The sequence below is a fragment of the Allocoprococcus comes genome (assembly GCF_013300725.1).
GTDB classification, from domain to species: Bacteria; Bacillota; Clostridia; order Lachnospirales; family Lachnospiraceae; genus Allocoprococcus; species Allocoprococcus comes_A.
Window position 1 is genome coordinate 57,388 of record NZ_JAAIMM010000009.1, and the last position, 21,476, is coordinate 78,863.

The following is a 21,476-nucleotide window of genomic DNA, read 5'->3' on the forward strand; positions in this document are numbered from 1 at the left end:
ATTCTGCACTAATCGGATACATCTGGTATGAGGCACCAGAGGAAGAACAGAACTTTTCTACTCTGTTGGAATTTATCAATGCCAGTGAGACCAGGGAGGATGATGAAGAATTTAAAAATGCAGTGGATGAATTGTTTGAAGAACTGGAAGCAGAAAATCCGGAACACTTTGCAGTAAGGCAATATCGCAAGTACAAGCTTGCAGCCGGTGTTGTATGCTCTAAAAGACTTCTTAATCAAGCGGTTGGGAAGTCTCTTAGAACACACAACCTAAAACCGAAGAAAGGAGCGCAAGTTATGAGAAAAAATGAGAAAATCACAGCTCTGTACGAACGACTGAGCCGTGATGACTTTGGCAAAGATGATGACCAACAGCGTGAGAGCAATTCCATATCCAATCAAAAGGCAATGTTGGAGGAGTTCGCCGCACGGCAGGGCTTTACAAACATTGTCCATTTCACGGACGATGGCATTAGTGGTACTTGCTTTGACCGTCCCGGATTTTTAGCAATGATGAAAGAAGTGGAAGCCGGGAATGTGGAGTATTTGTGCATCAAGGACATGAGCCGCATGGGTCGTGACTATCTGAAAGTCGGTCAGATTATGGAAATCCTGCGTCAGCGTGGCGTTCGCCTTATCGCCATCAATGACGGCGTGGACAGTGCCAGAGGGGACGATGATTTTACCCCTTTCCGCAACATTATGAACGAATACTACGCCAGAGACACCAGCCGTAAAATCCGTTCCACTTTCCAGTCCAAAGGCAAGTCCGGCAAGCACCTCACAGGCACGGTCATTTACGGCTATCTTTGGAACGAAGCCAGAGACCAATGGTTGGTTGACCCCGAAGCCGCCGAGGTGGTCAAGCGCATCTTTGCCATGACGATTGACGGCTACGGTCCGTATCAGATCGCCAGCAAGCTGAAAGAAGAAAAAGTCCTCATTCCGTCCGCTTACCTTGCCCGGCACGGCGAGGGCGTGAACAAAAATAAGACCTTCAAAGATGTGTACGGCTGGGGTTCTTCCACCATCTGCAACATTCTTGAAAAGCGTGAATATCTGGGACACACCATCAACTTCAAGACCCGAAAGCACTTCAAGGACAAGAAAAGCCATTATGTCCCGGAGGACGAATGGACAATTTTCGAGAATACCCATGAAGCTATCATTGACCAGCAGACCTTTGACCTTGTGCAGAAAATCCGTGGGAATGTCAGACGCTACCCGGACGGCTGGGGCGAAGCAGCTCCCCTCACAGGCTTGCTTTATTGTGCCGATTGCGGCGGCAAGATGTATGTCCACCGTACCAACAACGGCAAGCGTATTTCTCAATATACCTGTTCCCAATACAGCAAAGTCCCAGTTGGAAAGCTCTGCACGACACAGCACCGTATCAATGAAGATGTGGTACTGTCCCTTGTTTCCGAAATGCTCAAAGCTATTGCCGAGTATGCGAAGCATGACAGAGCCGAGTTTGTCCGAGTGGTGCAGGAAGCGCAGTCCAGCCAGCAGACGGCAGAGGTCAAGAAACAGCGGATACGCCTTGCCACCGCAAAGCAGAGAGTTTCCGAGCTGGAAGTCCTGCTCTGCAAAATCTATGAGGACAACATTTTAGGAAAGCTGTCTGACAGCAGATATGCCACTCTGGACGCTCAATATGAAAAGGAGCAGACCGAGCTTACCGCTGAAATCTCTGTTCTGGAAAAGGCTATCAAGAGCTACGAGAAGCACGAAAAGGACGCTGACCGTTTTATCGCTCTGATTGACAAGTATGAGAACTTCGACAAGCTGACGATTGCCATGCTCAATGAGTTTATTGAGAAAATCCTTGTGCATGAGCGTGACCGCAAGGGCAGTATTCAGACCACACAGGAGGTCGAGATTTACTTCAATTTCGTGGGTCGTTTCGTTCCCCCTGCGTTTGGCGAAGTGGAGCTTACCCCGGAGGAATTAGAGGAAATCCGCAAGCGTGAGGAACGCAAGGACAGGCTCCACCAGAACTACTTGAAGCGGAAAGCCAGCGGAGCACAGAAGCGATACGAGGACAAAATCAAAAAGCGGAAAAAGGCAGAAATCGAAGCCAAGAAAGCCGCCATTCGTGCGGAGGACATTGCAAAGGGCGTGTTCGTCCCTGTCAGCAGTTTACCGCAGAGAGAGCCGATGAAAGGAGTACAAACAGCATGAATATCACTTACACACAGAACGGCGATTATCTTATCCCAAACATCATTATCCGCAAGACCAAGCCCCTCGGACACTACGGCAGACTTCGCAAGGCGTATCTGGAAATGCACCGTCCGATACTGTTCAATGAGCTGGTGCTATCCGACAAGCTCTTTGAGCATTGCGCCGAGATTGACGAAACAGCACGAAACCGCATGGAGCTGATCGTGCGGTCACTGGCAGAGCAAAACGGCGTGACCGAGCAACTGAAAGCCGAAAACCAAATGGAATGGGTGCGGCAGATGAACGCTTGCAAGGCACAGGCAGAGGAGATTGTGAAAGTGGAATTGATTTATGATTGAGCGAGGAAGTCCGGGCAGAAAACTGTTCGGACTTTTCTCATGTAGTCCAAAGTTGCGGTAGAATTGTTCACGAGTTTTATGGTACAATTTATGCGAATAAAGAAAACGGAAAATTAGAATCTAACAAGAGAATGTGGTTGTATGAAAAAATCCATATTAGTATTTTGGGCAATCGTGTGTCTGTTACCTATTCAAAGGAGGTTTAAGAATTTTAAATGAAACATATAAGAAATATATTGCTGTTGATTACGATTATTTTTGCTTTTGTTATGCAAGCTGAAGTATATCAAAATATGCTCTGGAACTTTAATGGTGCTTATTATTTATCGTCCAGATACACAACTACTAATGACGATATGGATTCATTTTTAGCCAATGCAGAAGATACAGCTGAGAAGCATGGTGTTCATATTTTTTCGACTTTTAATCAGAGAGTTTCTAATTATCAGACAAGACTTTATATTTATGGTGATGATACCGTTGTTCGGGATAGTCTTAAAAGCACAATGGATATTGAGGAAAAAACATATACGGCTTTGATAGGCGGAATCACCGTAATAGAATTTGAAGATTTTAGAGAAGCAAAAAACACAGGCAATGGACAGGAAATAATGGTCAGCTATATCGGTGACGATGATGACATTATTGCCACATATCAAGATTTGGCAAAAGAATATTCTATATCGCAGCCAGAGTTTTGGCAATCAACCGAAACTGATATGATGTTCATTGTTTGGGGCCTGGTTGCCATATTGATGATTGTACTTAATATGATTGAGGTGATACGCAGACAAAAGGAAGTAGTTGTACGAGCTTCTCTGGGCGAAAATGCTGCTGTGATTGCTCTAAAAGCTGTAGTGGCTGATATGATTTCATATGCTGCATTATTCGTCTTAGCAAAGTTGCTTGTTTCTCAATTTATATCGGGAGCGTATGAAGATCATCTCATTTTGGCAGTGTATTGTGCCGGAGCAGTTCTTTCCGTAATTCCTTATGCTGCTTTTGTCCGCTTTGATGTAAAAAAAGCCTTTGCCAATGCTTCAGATAAAAAAGGTATGTTTTATCTTCTGAACGGTCTTAAAGTATTTGCTACTGCTATGACGATTTTTACAATAACTACAAATCTCAGTAGCATTCAAGGTAATTTACTTACAAACACTACTCTTTTAGAAAATCATTATAATGATTACTATTTTGGAGTTATGCAGATTGAACCTCCTTTTGAAGAAAATGAGGAGGAATCCAAAGAGAGCGAATTTTGGAATGACCTTTACGAAAATGAATACAACACTATAAATCCGGTGGTCTGCATAGGCAGCCGGATAAGCGATACGGATAATTATATTTTTGTAAATCATAATGCCAGAGATATGCTGCAAGGGTTTTCTGATATGCTTACTGAAGATGATGAAAAAGAGGATATCGTGGTCTTCGTGCCAAAGGGAAAAAATGCGGAATCATACAAAGATATCGCAAAAGAGGAAATTGACTCTCTTACCCAAAATGCAGAAGAACTGCGTGTTGTTTATAAAGAATATTCTGGCAGAGAGCAATTTTATTATCTCAATTCGAACAGAGAAGAGGCTATTGACGGATTGTCAAGAGCAACAAATCCGATTGTTATTTATCAGGCAAATGAGGCTGTTGCTTTGAATGGAAGTTATATCGAAACAGGAACATATAATGGTGAGGTGATCTACGGATGCGATGAAAGCACAATTCGTAATGCTGCGAAAAAATATGCAGAACAGCTTGGTCCACACTATTTTATGCTGACGAATGTCGGGGAGGATTATACTTATAGTCATAGTTTCCTCGTGAAACTGATTGGCTTTATAAGCTCTCTTTGCGTATTAGTATTGCTGTTAGATATCGCTATCATCATATCTGAAGTGAAAATGGAATTTAGACTTAATGCGATGGAAATCTCCCTCAAAAAGGTTTTGGGCTATCGCTTTTATGAAAGGCACAAAAGATTTATTTCCGTTAATCTCTTAGAAAATATAGCCGTTGTGATATTGATTTGCATTGTTTCGCTTTTTATATCTAACGCAAGTGTCGGGATTGCTTTACTGGTTGGAGCATTGCTCACCATTATTGAAATGGCAATCATTTTCACAAATGTTATGTGGGTTGAAAAAACAAATATCTCAAAGTCCTTGAAAGGTGGATGTTTATGATTATAATTCGTGGCTTAAATAAAGCATTTGGAGAGAAAATAATTTTCTCCAACTTTAATTTGGAAATTCCGGATGGAAGTTTTGTAGTAATCAGCGGGGATAGCGGCAGTGGAAAAAGTACTTTGCTCAATATGATTGGTGGTATCGAAAAGCCGGATAGCGGCAGTATCATAATCGAAGGGCTGAATATTACCCGGCTTAAAAATAAAAACAGTTTTTTTGCGGATACAGTGGGGTTTCTTTTTCAGAATTTTGCACTGCTTGAAAATAAGACAGTTAAAGAAAATTTAAGTTTGATTAAAAAATCAAGCCGAACTAAAGTATCACTTAAAGAAGCTCTTAATCGTGTGGGGTTATCAAAGGAAGTTAACAAAAAAGTTTATCAGCTTTCCGGTGGTGAACAACAGAGAGTTGCTTTAGCTCGTCTTATGATGAAAAAATGTTCTGTTGTTTTGGCAGATGAACCTACTGGCTCACTTGACAAGAAAAATAGAGATATTGTTATGAGGTTATTGCACGAACTCAATGAAGAAGGTAAAACGGTTATCATTGTTACCCACGATCAGGGTATTATTGAAGATGAACCTTATGTTGTGAAAATCTGAGAGTACCTCTTAGAAATGTCTTGATCTACATTTTATGTAATTTGGGTCAGAAGAAAATCCCTTTAGGAACTAAAGGGCGCACTTCTATACTCTCCTATCGGGAGTATGTGCGTCCTGCGGAGCTTCATTCCCGGTCAGCAGAGAAAAACTGCTTGACCGAAAATGTTTCGTCACTTCGTTCCGTCAAGGGAGCTACACTCCCTTGCGACGCTTGTGCGTCTATCCCTTGTGGACTTGCCGTCCGCAAACAGCATGAAATGCTGTTCGCCGCCAGCAAGTTTGGAAAAATAAATACCGAAAATCAGACCGTTGACTGGTCGCAATGTGCGAAAAGTTGACGGTCTTTTTTTATCCCAAAAATCAAAAAAGGAGGTCAATCACAATGACAAAACCGAAAACCCTCGATCAGCTTCGAGCCGAAAAGGAACGAGCTGAGACGCAGCTTGCACAGGAGAAGCACAAGCTGGAGCGTCTGGAGAACAGAAAGAAGTATCTGGAGAAAGGCGAACGCACCAAGCGCACCCACCGCCTTTGCAATCTGGGCGGCACGATTGAGAGCCTTGCCCCGGAGGTCAAAGATCTCACACGCACCGAAATGACAGAGCTGATGGAACACATCTTTTCTCTGTCCGAAGTCCAGCGAGCCGTCCGGCACATGGCGATTACTCACACCAACCAAGCGAACAGAGAAAAGGAGCTGAAAGCCGATGGCACTATTTCATCTGAGCGTCACGCAGACTAAGCGAAGCGCAGGACAGTCCGCTATTGCTTCTGCCGCCTACCGTGCCGGGGAGCGATTGTATAGCGAGTATTACGGCGAATACAGCGACTACACCCGCAAGGGCGGCGTGATCTGCTCCGACATTCTCCTGCCGTCCCATGCACCGCCAGAATACGCAGACCGTCAGACCCTATGGAACGCCGTGGAAAAAGCCGAGCGTGGGAAGAACGCCCAGCTTGCATACAGCTTTGACATTGCCTTGCAGAATGAATTTTCCCTTGAGGAAAACATCGCTCTTGCAAGGCAATTTTTATTGGAGAACTTTGTGAGCCGGGGCATGGTGGTTGACTTCGCCGTACACCAGCCAGACCGGGAGGACGGCGGCATACCAAACCCGCATTTTCATGTGCTTTGCCCTATCCGCCCCATCGAGCAGGACGGCAAATGGGGGCTAAAGCAACGCCGGGTGTATGAGCTGGACGAGGACGGCAACCGTATCCGAGACCAGAACGGCGAGTTTGTTTTCAACGCCGTTCCCGCTACCGACTGGGGCAGTCCCGAAACGCTGGAACATTGGCGGCAGACATGGGCGGAACTATGCAACGCCAAGTTTGCGGAAAAAGGGCTTGATGTTCGTATCGACCACCGCAGCTATAAACGGCAAGGCGTGGATTTACTTCCCACTATCCATGAAGGCGCAACCGTCCGGGCAATGGAGAAGAAAGGTATACGCACCGAGAAAGGCGAGTTCAATCGCTGGATCAGAGCGACCAATGCCGTTATCCGGGACATTAAGAAGAAAATCGCTCTCCTGTTTGATTGGATTGCCGAAGCAAAAGCGGAGCTTGCCAAGCCGCAGGCACCCGACCTTGTTTCTCTGCTGAACGCCTATTACACCCAGCGCAGAGCCGGGGCTTATTCGCAGAAAGGCAAGGTCAGCAACCTAAAGGAGATGAACGAAACTTTCAATTATCTCCGGGCAAACGGCATTTACTCCCTTGAAGATTTGGAACACCGTGTCAGCGAACACAGTGCTGCCACAGAGAGCTTGAAGAAAACGCTGGACGAACAGACCGCCCGAATGAAAGCAATTAAGCAGCTCTATGACAGCTCCGCTGCTTTCCAGAGCTTGAAGCCTGTCTATGACGGCTTGCAGAAAATCAAGTTTGAGAAGCCCAGAGCCAAGTACAAGGCAGAGCATGAAGCGAAACTGAAACAGTTCTACGCCGCCAGACGAAAGCTGACCGGAGAGTTCCCGGACGGCAAGGTGGATATGAAAAAGCTGACCGAAGAGTATGACGAGTTGGAACAGGCGCATGAAACCACCTACGGCGAGTTCAAGACCGTAAGAGACGATTTACACCGTCTTTGGAAGGTCAAGTCATGCGTAGATACTGCCACCCGATTTAACGAGCGCACAGAGGAACAAAAGCTCCAAAATCGACCCCAAACACGACACAAAAAGGAGGAACTATCCCGATGAATTATACCCAAGCACAGATTGACCGGGCGAACGCCGTCAGTCTGGAAGATTTTCTCCGCACACAGGGAGAGACGCTAATCAAAAGCGGACGAGAATACCGCTGGAAAGAACATGACAGCTTGACCGTCCGGGGAAACAAGTGGTTTCGCCACAGCCAGAGCAAGGGCGGCTATCCCATTGATTTCGTCATGGAGTTTTACGGCAAGTCCTTTCCCGAAGCTGTCCAGATGTTGACAGGCGAAAACGGCGAGGGACAGACCGAAGCCACCACAGCACCGCCCACAGCGTTCCACTTGCCCTTGCACAACAGAACAGCCGACAGAGCAATTCAATATCTTTGCGAAAGCCGAGGTCTCAACAAAACGCTTGTTGAGACTTTTCTTCTTTCCGGGGATATTTACGAGGACGCAAAGCGGCACAATGTTGTGTTTGTCGGCAGAGACCGAAGTGGTACGCCGAGATACGCCCATGTGCGAGGAACGGCAGACCCATTCAGACAGGACATTGCCGGGGCTGACAAGTCCTATCCGTTCCGCTATGAGGGAAACGGCAATCAGCTCTTTGTCTTTGAAGCACCGATTGACCTGTTATCATTCATCTGCCTTTATCCGCAGGACTGGCAGACAAGAAGCTATCTTGCCCTGGGCGGCGTTTCTGGCAAAGCCCTTGACCGTTTTCTTTCTGAGCGCAAGGACACCCAAAAAGTGTTCCTCTGCCTTGACAGCGACACCGCAGGAAGCGAAGCCTGTACCCGACTGGCACAGTCCATTCCCAGCGAGATCGCCGTCATTCGCCTTGTCCCGGCAAGGAAAGACTGGAACGATGTTCTCCGTCAGCAAGGGGACATTCCGAGCCGAAAATTCATAGCCGAGACAATCACGCTGCGAGAGCTGCCCACCGCCCAGCCTGTTCCCATGCTCCGCATGGCAGATGTGGAGCTGACGAGCGTGAAATGGCTATGGTTTCCCTATATCCCCTTTGGAAAGCTGACGATCATACAGGGCAACCCCGGCGAGGGCAAGACCTACTTTGCCATGCGTCTTGCGGCGGCTTGCACCAACCGAAAGCCCTTGCCCGGTATGGAAACCCTTGAACCGTTCAATATCATTTACCAGACTGCCGAGGACGGTCTGGGTGATACGGTCAAGCCCCGACTGATGGAAGCAGACGCAGACCTTGAAAAAGTGCTTGTCATTGACGATAGAGACACACCACTGACCCTTGCCGATGAACGCATCGCAAGGGCAATCCGGGAAAACAACGCAAGGCTTGTTATCATTGACCCGGTACAGGCGTTTCTGGGCGCAGATGTGGACATGAACCGGGCAAACGAGGTGCGCCCGATATTCCGCAGTCTGGGAGACATTGCACAGGCTACCGGGTGCGCTATCGTGCTGATCGGACACCTCAACAAAGCCGCAGGAACGCAAAGCACCTACCGGGGATTAGGGTCTATCGACATTACGGCGGCAGTCCGCAGCCTACTCTTTATCGGCAAGCTGAAGGACAGTCCCACAACAAGGGTACTGATCCATGAGAAAAGCTCTCTTGCGCCGCCCGGACAGTCCCTTGCCTTTTCTCTGGGAGACGAGAAAGGCTTTGAATGGAAAGGAGTTTATGACATTACCGCTGATGAGCTTCTTGCCGGGACGGACACCGCCAAGACCGAGAGTAAGACCGCACAGGCAGAAATGCTCATTCTGGAACTGCTTGCAGACGGAAAGAAAATGCCAAGTGCAGAGCTGGAAAAGACGGTCAATGAGCGTGGGATTTCCTCACGCACCATGCGAACGGCGAAAAGCCGTATCGGGGACAGACTTGTGACCGAGAAAGACGGCACAGCATGGGTCTGCTATCTCCGAAACTGACAACAGGAACACGGCAAGCGTGGCAAAGACGGCAAGGTTTTTATAGATACCTTAATGTTGCCGCCTTGCCTTGTTCCCTCATACCGACATCGCCCGATGATGAACAGTCACCGGACATTTTTCATTTACAGGAGGATTTTGAATGAACAATACCGCAACCAACACCGCCCCTTGCCCGACTGTCAGAAAGCAGATCGGAAAGACAACCTATATCGTCCGTGTGCATTTCAGCCAGACCGCAAAAGAGACGATGGAGGACAAAATCAAGCGTCTGCTCCGTGAGGAAGTCCGCAAAATGTAACTTCTTTTTGAATTTGATGAAAAAGTCCTTGACTTTTCGTCTCTGGCAAAACTGCAAAATCGATTTTGATTTCCTGTGGTGCCAGACTTGCACCATTTGACATTCAGGAACTAAGAGAAATTATGTCGTATGACGAAATGGAACTGGATATGATCGGTGATCAGAGAACAGCCATGTTTGTCATCATCAGCGACACAGATGACACATTCAACTTTGTGGTAGCGATCATGTACACCCAGCTTTTTAACCTGCTTTGTGATAAGGCGGATGATGAGCATGGCGGCAGGCTTCCCTATCATGTACGACTGCTTCTTGATGAGTTCAGCAATATCGGACAGATCCCAAAATTCGACAAATTGATTGCTACGATCCGAAGCAGGGAAATTTCCGCTTCTATCATTCTGCAGTCACAATCTCAGCTGAAAACCATCTATAAGGATGCTGCTGAGACGATCACAGGTAACTGTGACACTGTTCTTTTCCTGGGGGGAAAGGAAAGTTCCACACTGAAAGAAATATCAGAAACCCTGGGAAAGGAAACCATTGATCTTTACAACACATCCGACACCAGAGGCAGCAACCGGTCCTATGGACTGAACTATCAAAAGACTGGAAAAGAACTGATGAGTAGAGATGAGCTGGCGGTCATGGATGGAGAAAAATGTATCCTACAGCTTCGAGGAGTCCGGCCGTTTTTAAGCAACAAATATGACATCACAAAGCATAAACGGTACAAAGAGCTTGCCGATTTCAATAAGAATAATGCGTTTGATGTCGAAAAGTATCTGGCACACCGACTGGTGATGTCCGAAGATACAGAATTTGAAATGTATGAAGTAACTGTAACACAAGAAGACGTATCAGCGATTGAAGCTGAGGAAGGTGAGGACTGATATGAAAGAAAGAATTCGAGCACCCTGTTGTTGAGCGGGGGTACAAAAAGGTCTGAATAAAAGGGAAAGGAGTAGAGCCAAACGCTTACAGACCATAAGAAAAAGCGTTTGTTCACACATGATTATGGCTTTTTTTAGCAGTGCAATCAATATTCTTCAGACACTGGTCGTTGCAATCGGTGCCGGCCTTGGTGTCTGGGGCGTAATCAACCTGATGGAAGGTTATGGAAACGACAACCCGGGTGCAAAATCCCAGGGAATTAAGCAGCTGATGAGCGGTGGTGGTGTTATCCTGATCGGAACACAGCTGATCCCGCTTCTGAGTGGATTATTTGGTTAAGAGAAAGGAGTAGAGATCCATGTTCAGTCAGATTTTTGATGCGATTGAGGAATGGATGAGGGAACTCTTAACCGGGATGATCACTTCCAACCTAGACACGATGTTTACTGATGTCAATCAAAAGACCGGTGAGATCGCTACCCAGGTTGGACAGACCCCGCAAGGGTGGAACGGCAGCATATTCAGTATGATCCGGAACTTATCAGATTCCGTGATCATGCCGATCGCAGGTATTATTATTACACTCGTACTCTGCTACGAATTGATTTCTATGCTGACCGAGCGTAACAACATGCATGATATTGATACCTGGATGTTTTTCAAGTACTTCGTAAAAATGTGGATCGCTGTGTATCTGGTGAGTAACACATTTACGATCACAATGGCGGTATTCGATGTGGGTCAGCACGTAGTTAATTCTGCGGCCGGTGTTATCACAGGAAGCACCGCCATTGATATTTCTTCGGCATTGACGGATCTTTCCACAACACTGGAAAGCTATTTTAAACTATGAAGATGTGAAGGACAAGCTGTTTATCCGTGTGTCATCAGCCGAAGCAAATAAGGAAGTCCTCGAAATTGTGCCACACCAGTTAAAGGAAGATCTTGCAATTACCTATCATGTGGCAGTAGGCAAGAATCAGGATGGATTAAGTTCCATGCTGATTACAAATGAAATGATGAAGGAATATGGAGTGACACAGGAGCAGATTCATGAAGACGCTATGAAAAGTTCACCGCGTGTCATGGTCCCAGAGGTATCAAGTATAGGTGTACTGATAGATGAAATATATCAGAAAAATATTCTCATGCTGACACCAGATGAACGTGAAATGCTGCTAGAAACATTGCAGGAGTCAAGCGAGATGCCGACATTCTTTGTTGTTACAAATACAGAAAGAATTGATGGAGCCGGTGTGATCTTTTATCCGGAATTCATGGATAACATGGGGGAACTTCTGGGAAATGATTTCTTCATTTTGCCATCATCCATCCATCAAATGCTGATCTTGCCGGATGACGGTCAAGTGGATGCGGAAATGTTAAGAGATATGGTAAAAGAAGTTAATGCCACTCAGGTAGCACCAGCAGAACGCCTTACCAATGATGTATATCACTTTGACACAAAGGATCACGTCTTTGAAAAGGCAGACAGGTTCACAGAACGTCAGAAAGAAAAAGAAGCGCAGGCTGCAAAAACAGAGAAAGTTGGAAAAGAACAGCCGGATCAGAAACCGAAAACAAAGAAACATGATATGGAACTTTAATAAAAAATAATCATCTCATCAACTAATAAAAAGCCCTGCGGCATAAGCACAATGTCGTGGGGCGTTTTTGGAAAGGAGTATTATGACAGAACAAAATAAAACTACTACTATTCCACTGCCGGTCCATGGAAAAGATATGGACAGCATTATGCAGTCACTGGAATCTGGTGTGGAAGAACTTTTTACAAGTAACCGCTATCAGGAATTTCTTAAAACCATGGCAAAGTTTCACAATTATTCCTTTAACAACACAATGCTGATTGCTATGCAGCGACCGGATGCCACACTTGTTACCAGCTACAAAAACTGGCAGTCCATGGGTAGACAGGTCATGAAAGGTGAAAAAGGAATTACAATCATTGCACCGGCACCATATAAGAAAATGAAGGAAAAAGAGGTTCTGGATGAAAATCAGCGACCGATCATGGGAACCGATGGAAAACCTAAGACTGAACAGGTGGAAGTTACGGTTCCACATTTTAAAGCAGTTACCGTCTTTGATATTGCTCAGACATCCGGGGAACCAATCCAGACACTGGCACCGGAATTATTGACTGCAGCTGTACAGGATTTTGATTCTTTCATGCAGGCTATTCAGAAAATATCCCCAGTGCCGATTCGATTCGATGAGATCGATGGCAATGCCAATGGATATTATCACAATGCAGACAAGGAAATCGTGATCAAAAAAGGGCTCAGTGAAAGTCAGACCTTAAAGACTGCTATTCATGAAACCGTCCATGCTAAACTGCATGACAAGGAAATCATGGAAAGCCTGGGTGTAGAAAAAGACCGTCTGACAAAAGAGGTTGAAGCAGAATCCGTTGCTTACTGTGTGTGTTCTTCCTTTGGTTTGGATACATCGGATTACAGTTTTCCTTATATTGCAGGTTGGAGCAGCAGCCGGGAAATGAAGGAAATGAAAGCATCTATGGATGTGATCCGCAAGACAGCCGGTGAAATGATCAATCAGCTTACAGAAGAACTGGAAATCATTCTTGAAGAAAAACAAAAGACAGAATTACATGAAAAATACGGCATTTTGGTAGATGCACTGGAAGCAGCCGGATACCGCTATGATTATCGGGAAAGCGAACCGGGACATATTGTACTGGCACCGGATGGGACACATGAAATTGCTGGGTATTTGCAGTTTGAATCATGGGGAGATATCAAAGACTGGCTGGAAGATACGATTGCAGAAGGAACAGATATTTCGGAAAGAGTTGATCGGGCTTTGTATCCATTTAAGTTTGATTATACCCTAGAGGAAGAAATGTTCAGAGGTAATGGTGACCGCTATGCGATTTATCATGTGGATGAAGACACACCGGGAAAACAACATTTATTTATGAATATGGAAATGGTCAAAGAAGATGGCATTACAATCGATGCAGCAAATTATAAGTGTGTTTATTCCGGCAGATTGCATGAAAATGAAAAGCTGGATGATTTGTATGCCGTATTCAACGATAATCCACCAGCAGATTATAAAGCACATTCTATGTCGGTCAGTGATGTCATCATTACAAACCATGGTGGGAATATGCAGGCATATTACGTGGATCGATTTGGATTTGCAGAACTTCCAGACTTTGCAGCACAAAGAGAAAAAATACTCGATATTGTCCCGGAAATTGAAAATGTGGATTATGAAAATGATCTTACATGTATTAGTTTTTATGCGGCTGAATGCGCAGAATTTCCCGTGATGGGTGAAGTTCACTATGATCTGACATTACCGGAAGCCCTGGAAGCTTATGAGAAAATCCCATCAGAACGTATGCATGGCTTGAAATGTGTTGGCTTTGATCTGAAAGACGGAAGTGATTATGAAGGAATGCAGAGCCTGATGATCGAAGGAAAAATACAGAAAGAATTTTTGAATTCGATTCCTGGATTTAGAGAAAATTCTTATGTGCAAAATGCAATCAGTCGTGTGGAAAAGTACTTGGAAGAAAGACATCCAAATGTGGAAAATCCTCTGAAATCCAATAAGAAAGTGGATAACGCAAAAAATATAAGCGAAGAAAAAAACGAGAAGGAGCTGAATATACAGATGAAACCAATACCGAAAAAGAAAAGGGGGGAAATGAGCCTATGAGAAATGTAAACCTGGAAGAAAACGAACTGACTATTACTGCTATCTTCCAGCAGCACACAAAGGAAGAAACAATCCAAACACTGAAAGAAGCTTTGGAAGTTTTTGAACAGGAAGAAAGTGATCCTGAGAATGATGAAATGATTGAAATCATCAATTCTACAGTTGGAAAATTACAGCAGATCGAAGACAAATACTACTATTCTCTGGATCTGAATTATTATCTGAATAACTTGGAGGACGATGCCTATGAAGCTTAATCAATTTGCAGTCTACCGAGTAGATCAGCAGACAGCAGGAAAAGCACTGTGGCATCTGCCATATCAAGAGGCAAGACAGCAGAATGTGTCGATTACTGTCGAAAATTACCGATTAATCTCGATTCATGAAATGCAGGAAAATGAAAAAGTCGCTGACATCTGGAAACGGACGAAAAATCAATGCGAAGTCAGTGACGTGCTCGTATTGAACAAGAATGGAGAAATCAGCTGCTACTATGTAGATGAGAACTATCCACAGTATCTGGCCGGATTTATTCGCATCAACACATCCGGTACACTGATCACTATGGAAACTGAGAATTATCAGATTGATGGGAAAAAGGGGAACTGGATTGCAACAGACACCGTCATTATTGATGGAAAACAGTTTTATTTGATGGAACATCAGGTATACCGAGATCAGGCCCAGGGTGTTATCCTGGATGCTTATGGAAAAATGGTTGTCGAAGAATGTAAGAAATTCGATGAAAAGACAAAACAAAAGATTCATGATTACATCCAACAGCAGGTACCGCTAAATCCGGTCGAACAGCTAAAACAAGATGGTAAAATCCGTCTGGAACATTACCAGAAATTCTACCAGAACGGCACTTATGAACGAAGCAGAGAATCTGGTACAGAAGCTAACTATGATATGGTGGACGGTCTGGTGAATAATCAGAAGAAGAACCTGGAAAAAATTTCTGATGCACGCAATAACAAACAGACGTCCCGAAATCAACAAAATAATAAACCTAAGAAACGAAGGTCCGTAATCAAACGACTGCATCAGAAACAGATTGCCATTGCTCGCCGGTCCGGAAAGCCGATACCAAAGTACCTGGATCAGGAAATGGAAAGAAAGCGGGGATAGAATATGCGAAGGTTAAAGTGTGAAAAAGAAACGATTATTCTGACTAATGAAGATGATGGATTCTATGATGTGTATACCTTCAATCAGAACTTGCAGAAACGGTTGAGGTCTTTTGCGGAGAAGTATCCGGATGATTGCTGGTTGAAAGGATCTTCGGAGGATGGTAGTGAAACGTATATGATTAAAAAAGGGCGGTTATCATTGAATTTAAGACCACCTTATTCCAAGGATAGAATTCATAAAGCAACCGAACGAATTATTGAAGAACAGAAAGAGCAATCGAAGGATTCATAGAATGCGATTTAAGAGAAAAAAGCCTCATGACCATGAGAAAAAATGAAAGCAAAATACGTTAGCTGATAAAGTGTATAGGCTCAAAAGGGAAAGTGCCCTTTTGGGCCTTTTTAATTTAAAATAGTTCTAAAGAACAAGTTGACAATCTGTAGATTCTGTATGTTTTAAAGATCAATCGTTATACTAATTTTAGACCGAATTATCGTTCTAAAGGAGGTGTCACAATGGATTTAAAGGCGGTTGGTCAGAGAATAAAAGCTGCAAGGGAAGCTAAGAATCTTACACAAGAAGAATTGGCAGCACTGGTAAACTTGAGTCCAACTCATGTAAGTGTTATAGAGAGAGGACTGAAAGTAACAAAACTTGATACTTTTATTGCGATTGCAAATGCATTAGATGTTTCAGCAGATACACTATTGATTGATGTTGTGACACATTCGGTTAGCGGCGTTACGAATGAATTATCTGAAATGATAGAGAAACTACCTAAAGAAAAGCAACAGAGAATTATCAATGCAGTGAGAGCATTGGTGGAATAAATACGTGAATAAGAAGATGGAAGGGCTAATTGCTCTTCTTTTTTATTTGGTTTAACGTGAAAATATGATATAGTAGTTCTAAAGACTTATATATAATTCTAAGGAACTTGATAAAATGAAGAAAAAAAATATAACACTTGTATTTGTTGCTATCGTTTTTTCGATTATTGTTGGAATGATAATTGGGAAAAGCTTATTAAAGCATAAAGAAGGTGAGCCAGATGTAGTTGGCAGTTTTTCTATGAATAGAGATGAGAATCTTACAGTAGTTGCTAACAGAAAAAATATTTCTGATAAAGAAGCATTTACAAGACTGCTTTTAAAAATGTACAAAGAGAATTCATTTCATTCAATAAAATTTTCTACAGATCATGGATATGCAACCAGCCTTGATATGACCGTATATTCTTGGAAAGAAGATATCGAAAATGGAAAATCCATTATGCAGATAGAATTTAGACCGATTGAATATGGAAAAGATTATGATATTGTTCATAATCCGGATAAATATGTGCTTTTTATCGATGGAACAGAAATAAAATGAAATATATAGATATGCAGATAAAGCGCAGAAAAAGAGGATTGCTCAACACAGGAGGATATTTTCAATTACCCTCAAAATGATAAAAGCGAGGCAGCGGAAAATCCGTTGCCTCATATCAGTATTATGACAATTAATCTAGTTCCGCCCCTAACTCATACCTCCAATACTCCGCCGCCTCATATTCCCTAGGTTCTGAGAGTACCGGTACAGTAAAGAGTTCAACCGGAACACCGAGTGTTGATGCAAAGATTTTCATAAGATCCTCTTTTGGTGTTCGGACATCGCTTTCATACTGAGCAATCCGGACATCAGCACAGCTGTCGGGAAATCCAACAGCCATGCCAAGTTCTTTCTGGGTGAGATGATTTTTCTGTCTTAAGTGTTTTAATTTTCTTCCAAATGTAATCATAGTATTATTCTCCTGTGCTTCCAAAAGCCCCAGTTCCTCGTTCTTCACCGAGATCCAGGACAAAGTCTGCAATCACAACCGGTGTGATCACCAGCTGACCGACGCGTGTGTCTTTATGAATGATCTGAGAAGATGTGCTCACGTTGCTGATAATGGCATGGATCTCACCACGGTAACCGGAGTCAATCGGTGGAAGTTCGCATACCAGTCCTTTTGCAGCCATGCTGCTTCGTGGAAAGACATATCCGGCAAATCCATCCGGGATGATGAGACCAAATCCAAGCGGAATTCTCGCAACTTCGCCTGGCTTTAATACGCAATCATAAGGCATGAATACATCCGCACCGGCATCATTTTCATGTGGCCGGAAGGGATGATGATCTGCTTTCAGACCAAAGTCAATCAGTTTAATCTTTATGGCTGCTCACCTCCTTCCTGATGAGCAATGGATAATCTGCTTTTAAGATATCTGACGGTATCCAAAGCTTTGAAATAGGATTCTGGCAGGACATCTGTTTTTCCATGCAGCTTCCTCTCTGACAGAATGGACCGGTAAGATCCGGTGCAAAAAGGATTGGGCTTAATTTGTACAATCTTTGCCAGATCTGTAGCATCACAATCCTTGTTTCATCCGTATTTCTTCGGCAGGTTCTTTGGCCAATCATATGCTTCCACTGGTAAGGTGTCGCGCTGATGATCAGTACGTTTCGAAGTCCCTGAGGTGTGGCATATCCGGCTGAATCATGATCAATGCCTAAGGCACAAAGCTCTGCATAATGATCCAGATCTGACTGACAGCTTTTCTTGTAAATATCCTGGATTTCTTTATCTGCTTTCATGATTCCATATGGAATAGCAAATGCAGCATGACCGGAATAATTGCTGTACTGCAGAGATGCACTCATGTACTTTACTTCGTTCTGATGTCTTGTGATCTGTGCCAGGAAGCGTCTGCTTGCACCAACAACAGCTACGGTAATGACCATGAATTTCTGCACGGTTGGATGCGGAAGCCCTGCAATGTTTTCTACAGTCTTCTGACTGTAGGATTGACGGTAAAGATCCATCAGATCTGCCATGTTCTGGATCGTATGACCGTGTTGTGTGAGTCTGGCAGCAAAGACCATATTCTGTTCTGCTTCCCGGATTCCATAGCAGTTTAAGATAGCTGTTTCAATGTGATCCATAGGTCTGTTCCTCCTTTACCAGAGCTTTTAAAAGGATCAGATAATTGATGCAGTCTGTGATTTTTTCATCCCACTGTTCCATGTCAAAATGTAACAGAGTGGAATAACACATATCGTAAAGGGATACGACATGTTTCGACATCATACCGGCCAGTGCTGCTTTTGGATCGCAGTTTTGTAAAGCGGCAGCAATCTTGAATGCACTGAGGCGGTCAATATTATCACCGGTATATTCTTTCTTTTTATGTGCCAGAATATCGGCACACTTTCTCATCTGAAGTTCAAATACAACATTAAATTCTTCTTGTGTCATGTGATAGTTCCTCCTTTGTTTTGTAATAGTTATCGTTCGAGATCTTTGGTTTTTGATTTCACTGGTTCTGGAATCTGCATCTGAAGAATGGCATCAACATTCTGATCGGCAGTGTCCAGATCTTTTAATTTTTCTTTCAAGCTGCTTATTGCTTCTTCTTCGGAAGCTATCTGCTGTTGCAGTTTTTCTTTTTGTAAAGTCAGGGTTTTTAGGCTTGTCATCTTTCCATCCTGATAAAAGGATCTCAGCCAATCTCTGGCTTCTTCATATTTCTGAATTTCCTTCGCATGTTCTTTCCGGTACTTTCCTTTGTACTTTGCTTTTGAAAACTGGGAATAAACTTCCTTATTTGCATAGTATTGTCCGGTATAACGAATTTGCTCGTTTAGGATTCTTAGATTAGATCGATGCTGAGTAAACTGTGTCTGCAGTTCAGCCAGTTCCTGCTTTGATGCAAGCAATGTGTTTTTCAGATCTGACTGTGTATCAAATCCATGCTCCTGCACATAGATAATGGTATTTGCCATTTGCTGCAGGTTAGAAAGTTTTACCCGATGAGCATAAGCCGGACTCTGCATTGCTTTCACATTTGTCTGGAGATTTACAACCAGGCGCAGGTGAGCTCTGACGTAGAGAATGGTCAGTGGATCCTTGCGTAAGAAGGTCTGTTCCAGGTGTGCTTTTCCATATCGTGTTCCAAGTGCACGTTCAGTGATCCTCTTCTGTCGATCAGGATGAAGATAGCTGTATCTGCCACGATGCTCAATTACAGAAATCTGAAATTGTTCCAGAAGTTTGGATTGGAATTCATCAAAACTATTGGAAGTGGCAGCACATTCATTAATCGCATTTCGCAAATATTCCTTCTGTGTAAGGAACACGGTGGATGTTGGTTTGAGACCATCTTCGATGATTTTCTGATTGATCTCATCAAATTTTTGCTGACCATGTTTCTGTGCCATATACTCTTTCTGAGTGATTTTTCTTTCAGCTGGAGCAAGAAGATCTATCTGGTGAAGTCCTTCCTGTCGGCACCGATCCATGACAATTTTCTTAAAAGTGCTCATGAATTTATCAGTGGAACGATGCTTGTAACCGGCGGCTTCCTCATGTGGTTTATCCATATATGGCTGCCTTTCCACTGCAGTCTTTCGCACACTGTTGATAACGATGTGAGTATGGATATTTCCGGATTCATTGTGGCCATCGGTGTGAGTAACTACCAGTGCCTGATATCCGGGAAACATCTGCTTTGCAAGTTCCAAACTGATTGCCTGTGCTCTCTTTCCGGTAAGACCGTTTTCTGTAACATCGGCTGGATCGTAGCTGATAATGTAGTGATGACTTTTGATATCTTCACGTTTCTTATTCTTATGAAAATGAGCATTTGTCAGTTCGCATTCTTTGTCAAAAGACATCGGATCACAGTTCAGCCCATCCATATAAAACTCTTTTCGCAAGATGCTTCGACCGGATTCATCTACAATCTTTTTCCCGGTTTTTTCATCATGTTCAAACAGAAGGTAATTGATAGCAGCCGAGTAATTAGCATTTCTGCTTTTAATGTGTTTTACGATTGCCATTCATACCACCTGCCAGTTTCAGTACCTCTTTTCTCAATAGGAATAAGTCCGTGATACACTGATGGATTTCGTTTTCTATAGCACGTGACTGACTGCCACCACTGTTAAAATGCTTGGCGATCTGATTGAGATTCGATCCAATTTTTCCATATTCACTGACCAGTTTTCTGAGATCATTCATGTCTGCAACAACTTCAATCTGATGATTGATTTGCTTCTCAAGTAGTAGTTTTCTCAGATATTCTGATCGACTAATGGACAAACAAGCTGCACCTTGGTCTAATAAATCCAGTTCGACATCTGTAAGACGTAATCCTATAAAATGTCTGTGATTCAGTTCTTTATCTTTGTTTTCTGTTCTCATACTCCTCCTTCCGCTGAGACTATTCCTCCCGCCGGGAGTCCACGTATTTCAATATCGGCTGTCCCTTCCGATATTAGAAATAGTGCTGTGAACACCTTTAGGTGGAACCAACAGACGAGTGAAACGTCTGTTATTGAGAGGGTATGGGGAGATCCCCATCAAGATAAATCCCATAGGAGAACAGGATGCCAAACGGCAATACTGTTAAACATGGGTGGATCTTGCTCTTATTTGTATCCCTCTATATAACGAAACGCTCAGAGGCTGTTTTACAGTGGGGGAAAAGAAAAAATATCAAAAAATTGATGATTAATGGTGAGCTTGTGATAGAATGGAAAAAAGAGAAAATGCATAAAGGATGTAGTTGTGGAGAATATTTGTTATGATTAGAAAGTTGCTGAACGGAGATATCAATAGAGTTGCTGACATATGGTTAAAGACAAATCTGAAAGCACATTATTTTATTTCCAATCAATACTGGAAAAGTAATTATGAATTAGTAAAAGAAATGATGTCACAATACGAAGTTTATGTGTTTGAAGCAGATAAAATGATACAAGGATTTGTAGGACTAAATGATAAATATATAGAAGGTATTTTTGTCTCCGATGAAATGCAGTCATGTGGCATAGGTAAGCTTTTATTAGATTATGTTAAGGATAAAAAAGTTAGCTTACGATTAAATGTATACCAGAAGAATGCCAGAGCAATTTCTTTTTACCAAAGAGAAGGGTTCATTGCAGAGAAAAAAGGCTGTAAAAACAGGAACAGCCAGCCCGAAAGAATTTACGGACTGGCTGTATCAGCAGAGTAATGTAATTGTTG

24 protein-coding genes and 2 pseudogenes are annotated in these 21,476 nt (G+C 43.4%); 20 read left to right on the top strand and 6 right to left on the bottom strand.

What is annotated here, in order from left to right:
* Positions 1 to 296: 296 nt before the first annotated feature.
* The 18 genes and pseudogenes from G4407_RS06660 (at position 297) to G4407_RS06745 (ending at position 16,795) form a co-directional block, all read left to right on the top strand.
* A complete protein-coding gene (locus G4407_RS06660; RefSeq protein ID WP_119217052.1) occupies positions 297 to 2,183 on the top strand; it encodes a recombinase family protein in 1,887 nt (628 codons plus the stop codon).
* Positions 2,180 to 2,524: a TnpV protein gene (locus G4407_RS06665; RefSeq protein ID WP_002593326.1), complete on the top strand. Its 345-nt coding sequence runs from the start codon at positions 2,180 to 2,182 to the stop codon at positions 2,522 to 2,524. Before G4407_RS06660 ends, G4407_RS06665 begins: the two co-directional genes overlap by 4 nt.
* Before the next feature lie 215 nt (positions 2,525 to 2,739).
* Positions 2,740 to 4,704, top strand: a complete 1,965-nt coding sequence (locus G4407_RS06670) for a DUF1430 domain-containing protein (protein ID WP_002593327.1) — start codon at positions 2,740 to 2,742, stop codon at positions 4,702 to 4,704.
* The gene (locus G4407_RS06675) at positions 4,701 to 5,309 is read left to right on the top strand and encodes an ATP-binding cassette domain-containing protein (RefSeq protein ID WP_002593328.1); all 609 of its coding nucleotides are present in this window, start codon (positions 4,701 to 4,703) and stop codon (positions 5,307 to 5,309) included. The genes G4407_RS06670 and G4407_RS06675 overlap by 4 nt, the downstream gene beginning before the upstream one ends.
* Before the next feature lie 382 nt (positions 5,310 to 5,691).
* Positions 5,692 to 6,051 (top strand): DUF3847 domain-containing protein, encoded by a 360-nt coding sequence (locus G4407_RS06680; RefSeq protein WP_002593329.1) that lies wholly within the window; start codon positions 5,692 to 5,694, stop codon positions 6,049 to 6,051.
* Positions 6,017 to 7,513 carry a MobQ family relaxase gene (mobQ, locus tag G4407_RS06685; RefSeq protein ID WP_173688231.1) on the top strand — a complete coding sequence of 499 codons (1,497 nt, stop codon included), beginning with the start codon at positions 6,017 to 6,019 and terminating at the stop codon, positions 7,511 to 7,513. The genes G4407_RS06680 and mobQ overlap by 35 nt, the downstream gene beginning before the upstream one ends.
* On the top strand, positions 7,510 to 9,381 hold the full coding sequence (locus G4407_RS06690) for an AAA family ATPase (protein WP_173688232.1): 1,872 nt from the start codon (positions 7,510 to 7,512) through the stop codon (positions 9,379 to 9,381). Before mobQ ends, G4407_RS06690 begins: the two co-directional genes overlap by 4 nt.
* A 142-nt stretch (positions 9,382 to 9,523) precedes the next feature.
* The gene (locus tag G4407_RS06695) at positions 9,524 to 9,682 is read left to right on the top strand and encodes a transposon-encoded TnpW family protein (RefSeq protein WP_009243220.1); all 159 of its coding nucleotides are present in this window, start codon (positions 9,524 to 9,526) and stop codon (positions 9,680 to 9,682) included.
* Between the two features lie 41 nt (positions 9,683 to 9,723).
* Positions 9,724 to 10,575, top strand: a pseudogene (locus G4407_RS06700) (VirD4-like conjugal transfer protein, CD1115 family); the annotation flags it as partial.
* Positions 10,576 to 10,699: 124 nt separating this feature from the next.
* Positions 10,700 to 10,915, top strand: a complete 216-nt coding sequence (locus tag G4407_RS06705; protein WP_005334815.1) for a Maff2 family mobile element protein — start codon at positions 10,700 to 10,702, stop codon at positions 10,913 to 10,915.
* 19 nt (positions 10,916 to 10,934) lie between these two features.
* Positions 10,935 to 11,414, top strand: a pseudogene (locus tag G4407_RS06710) (VirB6/TrbL-like conjugal transfer protein, CD1112 family); the annotation flags it as partial.
* Between the two features lie 19 nt (positions 11,415 to 11,433).
* Entirely contained in the window at positions 11,434 to 12,183 is a 750-nt protein-coding gene (locus G4407_RS06715; protein WP_330586002.1) for a DUF5688 family protein, read from the top strand.
* An 82-nt stretch (positions 12,184 to 12,265) separates the two neighbouring features.
* Positions 12,266 to 14,287, top strand: coding sequence for a YodL domain-containing protein (locus tag G4407_RS06720; RefSeq protein ID WP_173688233.1), 2,022 nt, complete (start codon positions 12,266 to 12,268; stop codon positions 14,285 to 14,287).
* Positions 14,284 to 14,544 carry a transposon-transfer assisting family protein gene (locus G4407_RS06725; protein ID WP_173688234.1) on the top strand — a complete coding sequence of 87 codons (261 nt, stop codon included), beginning with the start codon at positions 14,284 to 14,286 and terminating at the stop codon, positions 14,542 to 14,544. The genes G4407_RS06720 and G4407_RS06725 overlap by 4 nt, the downstream gene beginning before the upstream one ends.
* A complete protein-coding gene (locus G4407_RS06730) occupies positions 14,534 to 15,418 on the top strand; it encodes a YodL domain-containing protein (RefSeq protein WP_173688235.1) in 885 nt (294 codons plus the stop codon). The genes G4407_RS06725 and G4407_RS06730 overlap by 11 nt, the downstream gene beginning before the upstream one ends.
* A gap of 3 nt (positions 15,419 to 15,421) precedes the next feature.
* Complete coding sequence (locus G4407_RS06735) at positions 15,422 to 15,712, top strand: molecular chaperone (protein ID WP_118001299.1); 291 nt, start codon at positions 15,422 to 15,424, stop codon at positions 15,710 to 15,712.
* Between the two features lie 224 nt (positions 15,713 to 15,936).
* A complete protein-coding gene (locus tag G4407_RS06740; protein WP_003864550.1) occupies positions 15,937 to 16,251 on the top strand; it encodes a helix-turn-helix domain-containing protein in 315 nt (104 codons plus the stop codon).
* 115 nt (positions 16,252 to 16,366) lie between these two features.
* The gene (locus tag G4407_RS06745; protein ID WP_003864549.1) at positions 16,367 to 16,795 is read left to right on the top strand and encodes a hypothetical protein; all 429 of its coding nucleotides are present in this window, start codon (positions 16,367 to 16,369) and stop codon (positions 16,793 to 16,795) included.
* Positions 16,796 to 16,925: 130 nt separating this feature from the next.
* On the opposite strand, the gene G4407_RS06750 is transcribed toward G4407_RS06745, so the two are convergent.
* From G4407_RS06750 to G4407_RS06775, 6 genes are read right to left on the bottom strand one after another with little or no spacing between them, the layout of a single operon-like run.
* Positions 16,926 to 17,204 (bottom strand): helix-turn-helix domain-containing protein, encoded by a 279-nt coding sequence (locus G4407_RS06750; protein ID WP_118001297.1) that lies wholly within the window; start codon positions 17,202 to 17,204, stop codon positions 16,926 to 16,928.
* A gap of 4 nt (positions 17,205 to 17,208) precedes the next feature.
* Positions 17,209 to 17,622, bottom strand: coding sequence for a dUTP diphosphatase (locus tag G4407_RS06755; protein WP_118001296.1), 414 nt, complete (start codon positions 17,620 to 17,622; stop codon positions 17,209 to 17,211).
* Entirely contained in the window at positions 17,612 to 18,391 is a 780-nt protein-coding gene (locus G4407_RS06760; RefSeq protein ID WP_118700680.1) for an FAD-dependent thymidylate synthase, read from the bottom strand. The genes G4407_RS06755 and G4407_RS06760 overlap by 11 nt, the downstream gene beginning before the upstream one ends.
* A complete protein-coding gene (locus tag G4407_RS06765; protein ID WP_173688236.1) occupies positions 18,378 to 18,704 on the bottom strand; it encodes a hypothetical protein in 327 nt (108 codons plus the stop codon). The genes G4407_RS06760 and G4407_RS06765 overlap by 14 nt, the downstream gene beginning before the upstream one ends.
* A 29-nt stretch (positions 18,705 to 18,733) precedes the next feature.
* Positions 18,734 to 20,287 carry a relaxase/mobilization nuclease domain-containing protein gene (locus G4407_RS06770; RefSeq protein WP_173688237.1) on the bottom strand — a complete coding sequence of 518 codons (1,554 nt, stop codon included), beginning with the start codon at positions 20,285 to 20,287 and terminating at the stop codon, positions 18,734 to 18,736.
* Positions 20,265 to 20,651 (bottom strand): plasmid mobilization protein, encoded by a 387-nt coding sequence (locus G4407_RS06775; RefSeq protein ID WP_118700682.1) that lies wholly within the window; start codon positions 20,649 to 20,651, stop codon positions 20,265 to 20,267. Before G4407_RS06775 ends, G4407_RS06770 begins: the two co-directional genes overlap by 23 nt.
* Positions 20,652 to 20,836: 185 nt before the next feature.
* Between G4407_RS06775 and G4407_RS06780 the strand changes: the two genes are divergently transcribed.
* Both G4407_RS06780 and G4407_RS06785 read left to right on the top strand, forming a co-directional pair.
* On the top strand, positions 20,837 to 21,037 hold the full coding sequence (locus tag G4407_RS06780; RefSeq protein WP_015541494.1) for a hypothetical protein: 201 nt from the start codon (positions 20,837 to 20,839) through the stop codon (positions 21,035 to 21,037).
* Positions 21,034 to 21,465, top strand: coding sequence for a GNAT family N-acetyltransferase (locus G4407_RS06785; RefSeq protein WP_173688238.1), 432 nt, complete (start codon positions 21,034 to 21,036; stop codon positions 21,463 to 21,465). Before G4407_RS06780 ends, G4407_RS06785 begins: the two co-directional genes overlap by 4 nt.
* Positions 21,466 to 21,476: the final 11 nt, after the last annotated feature.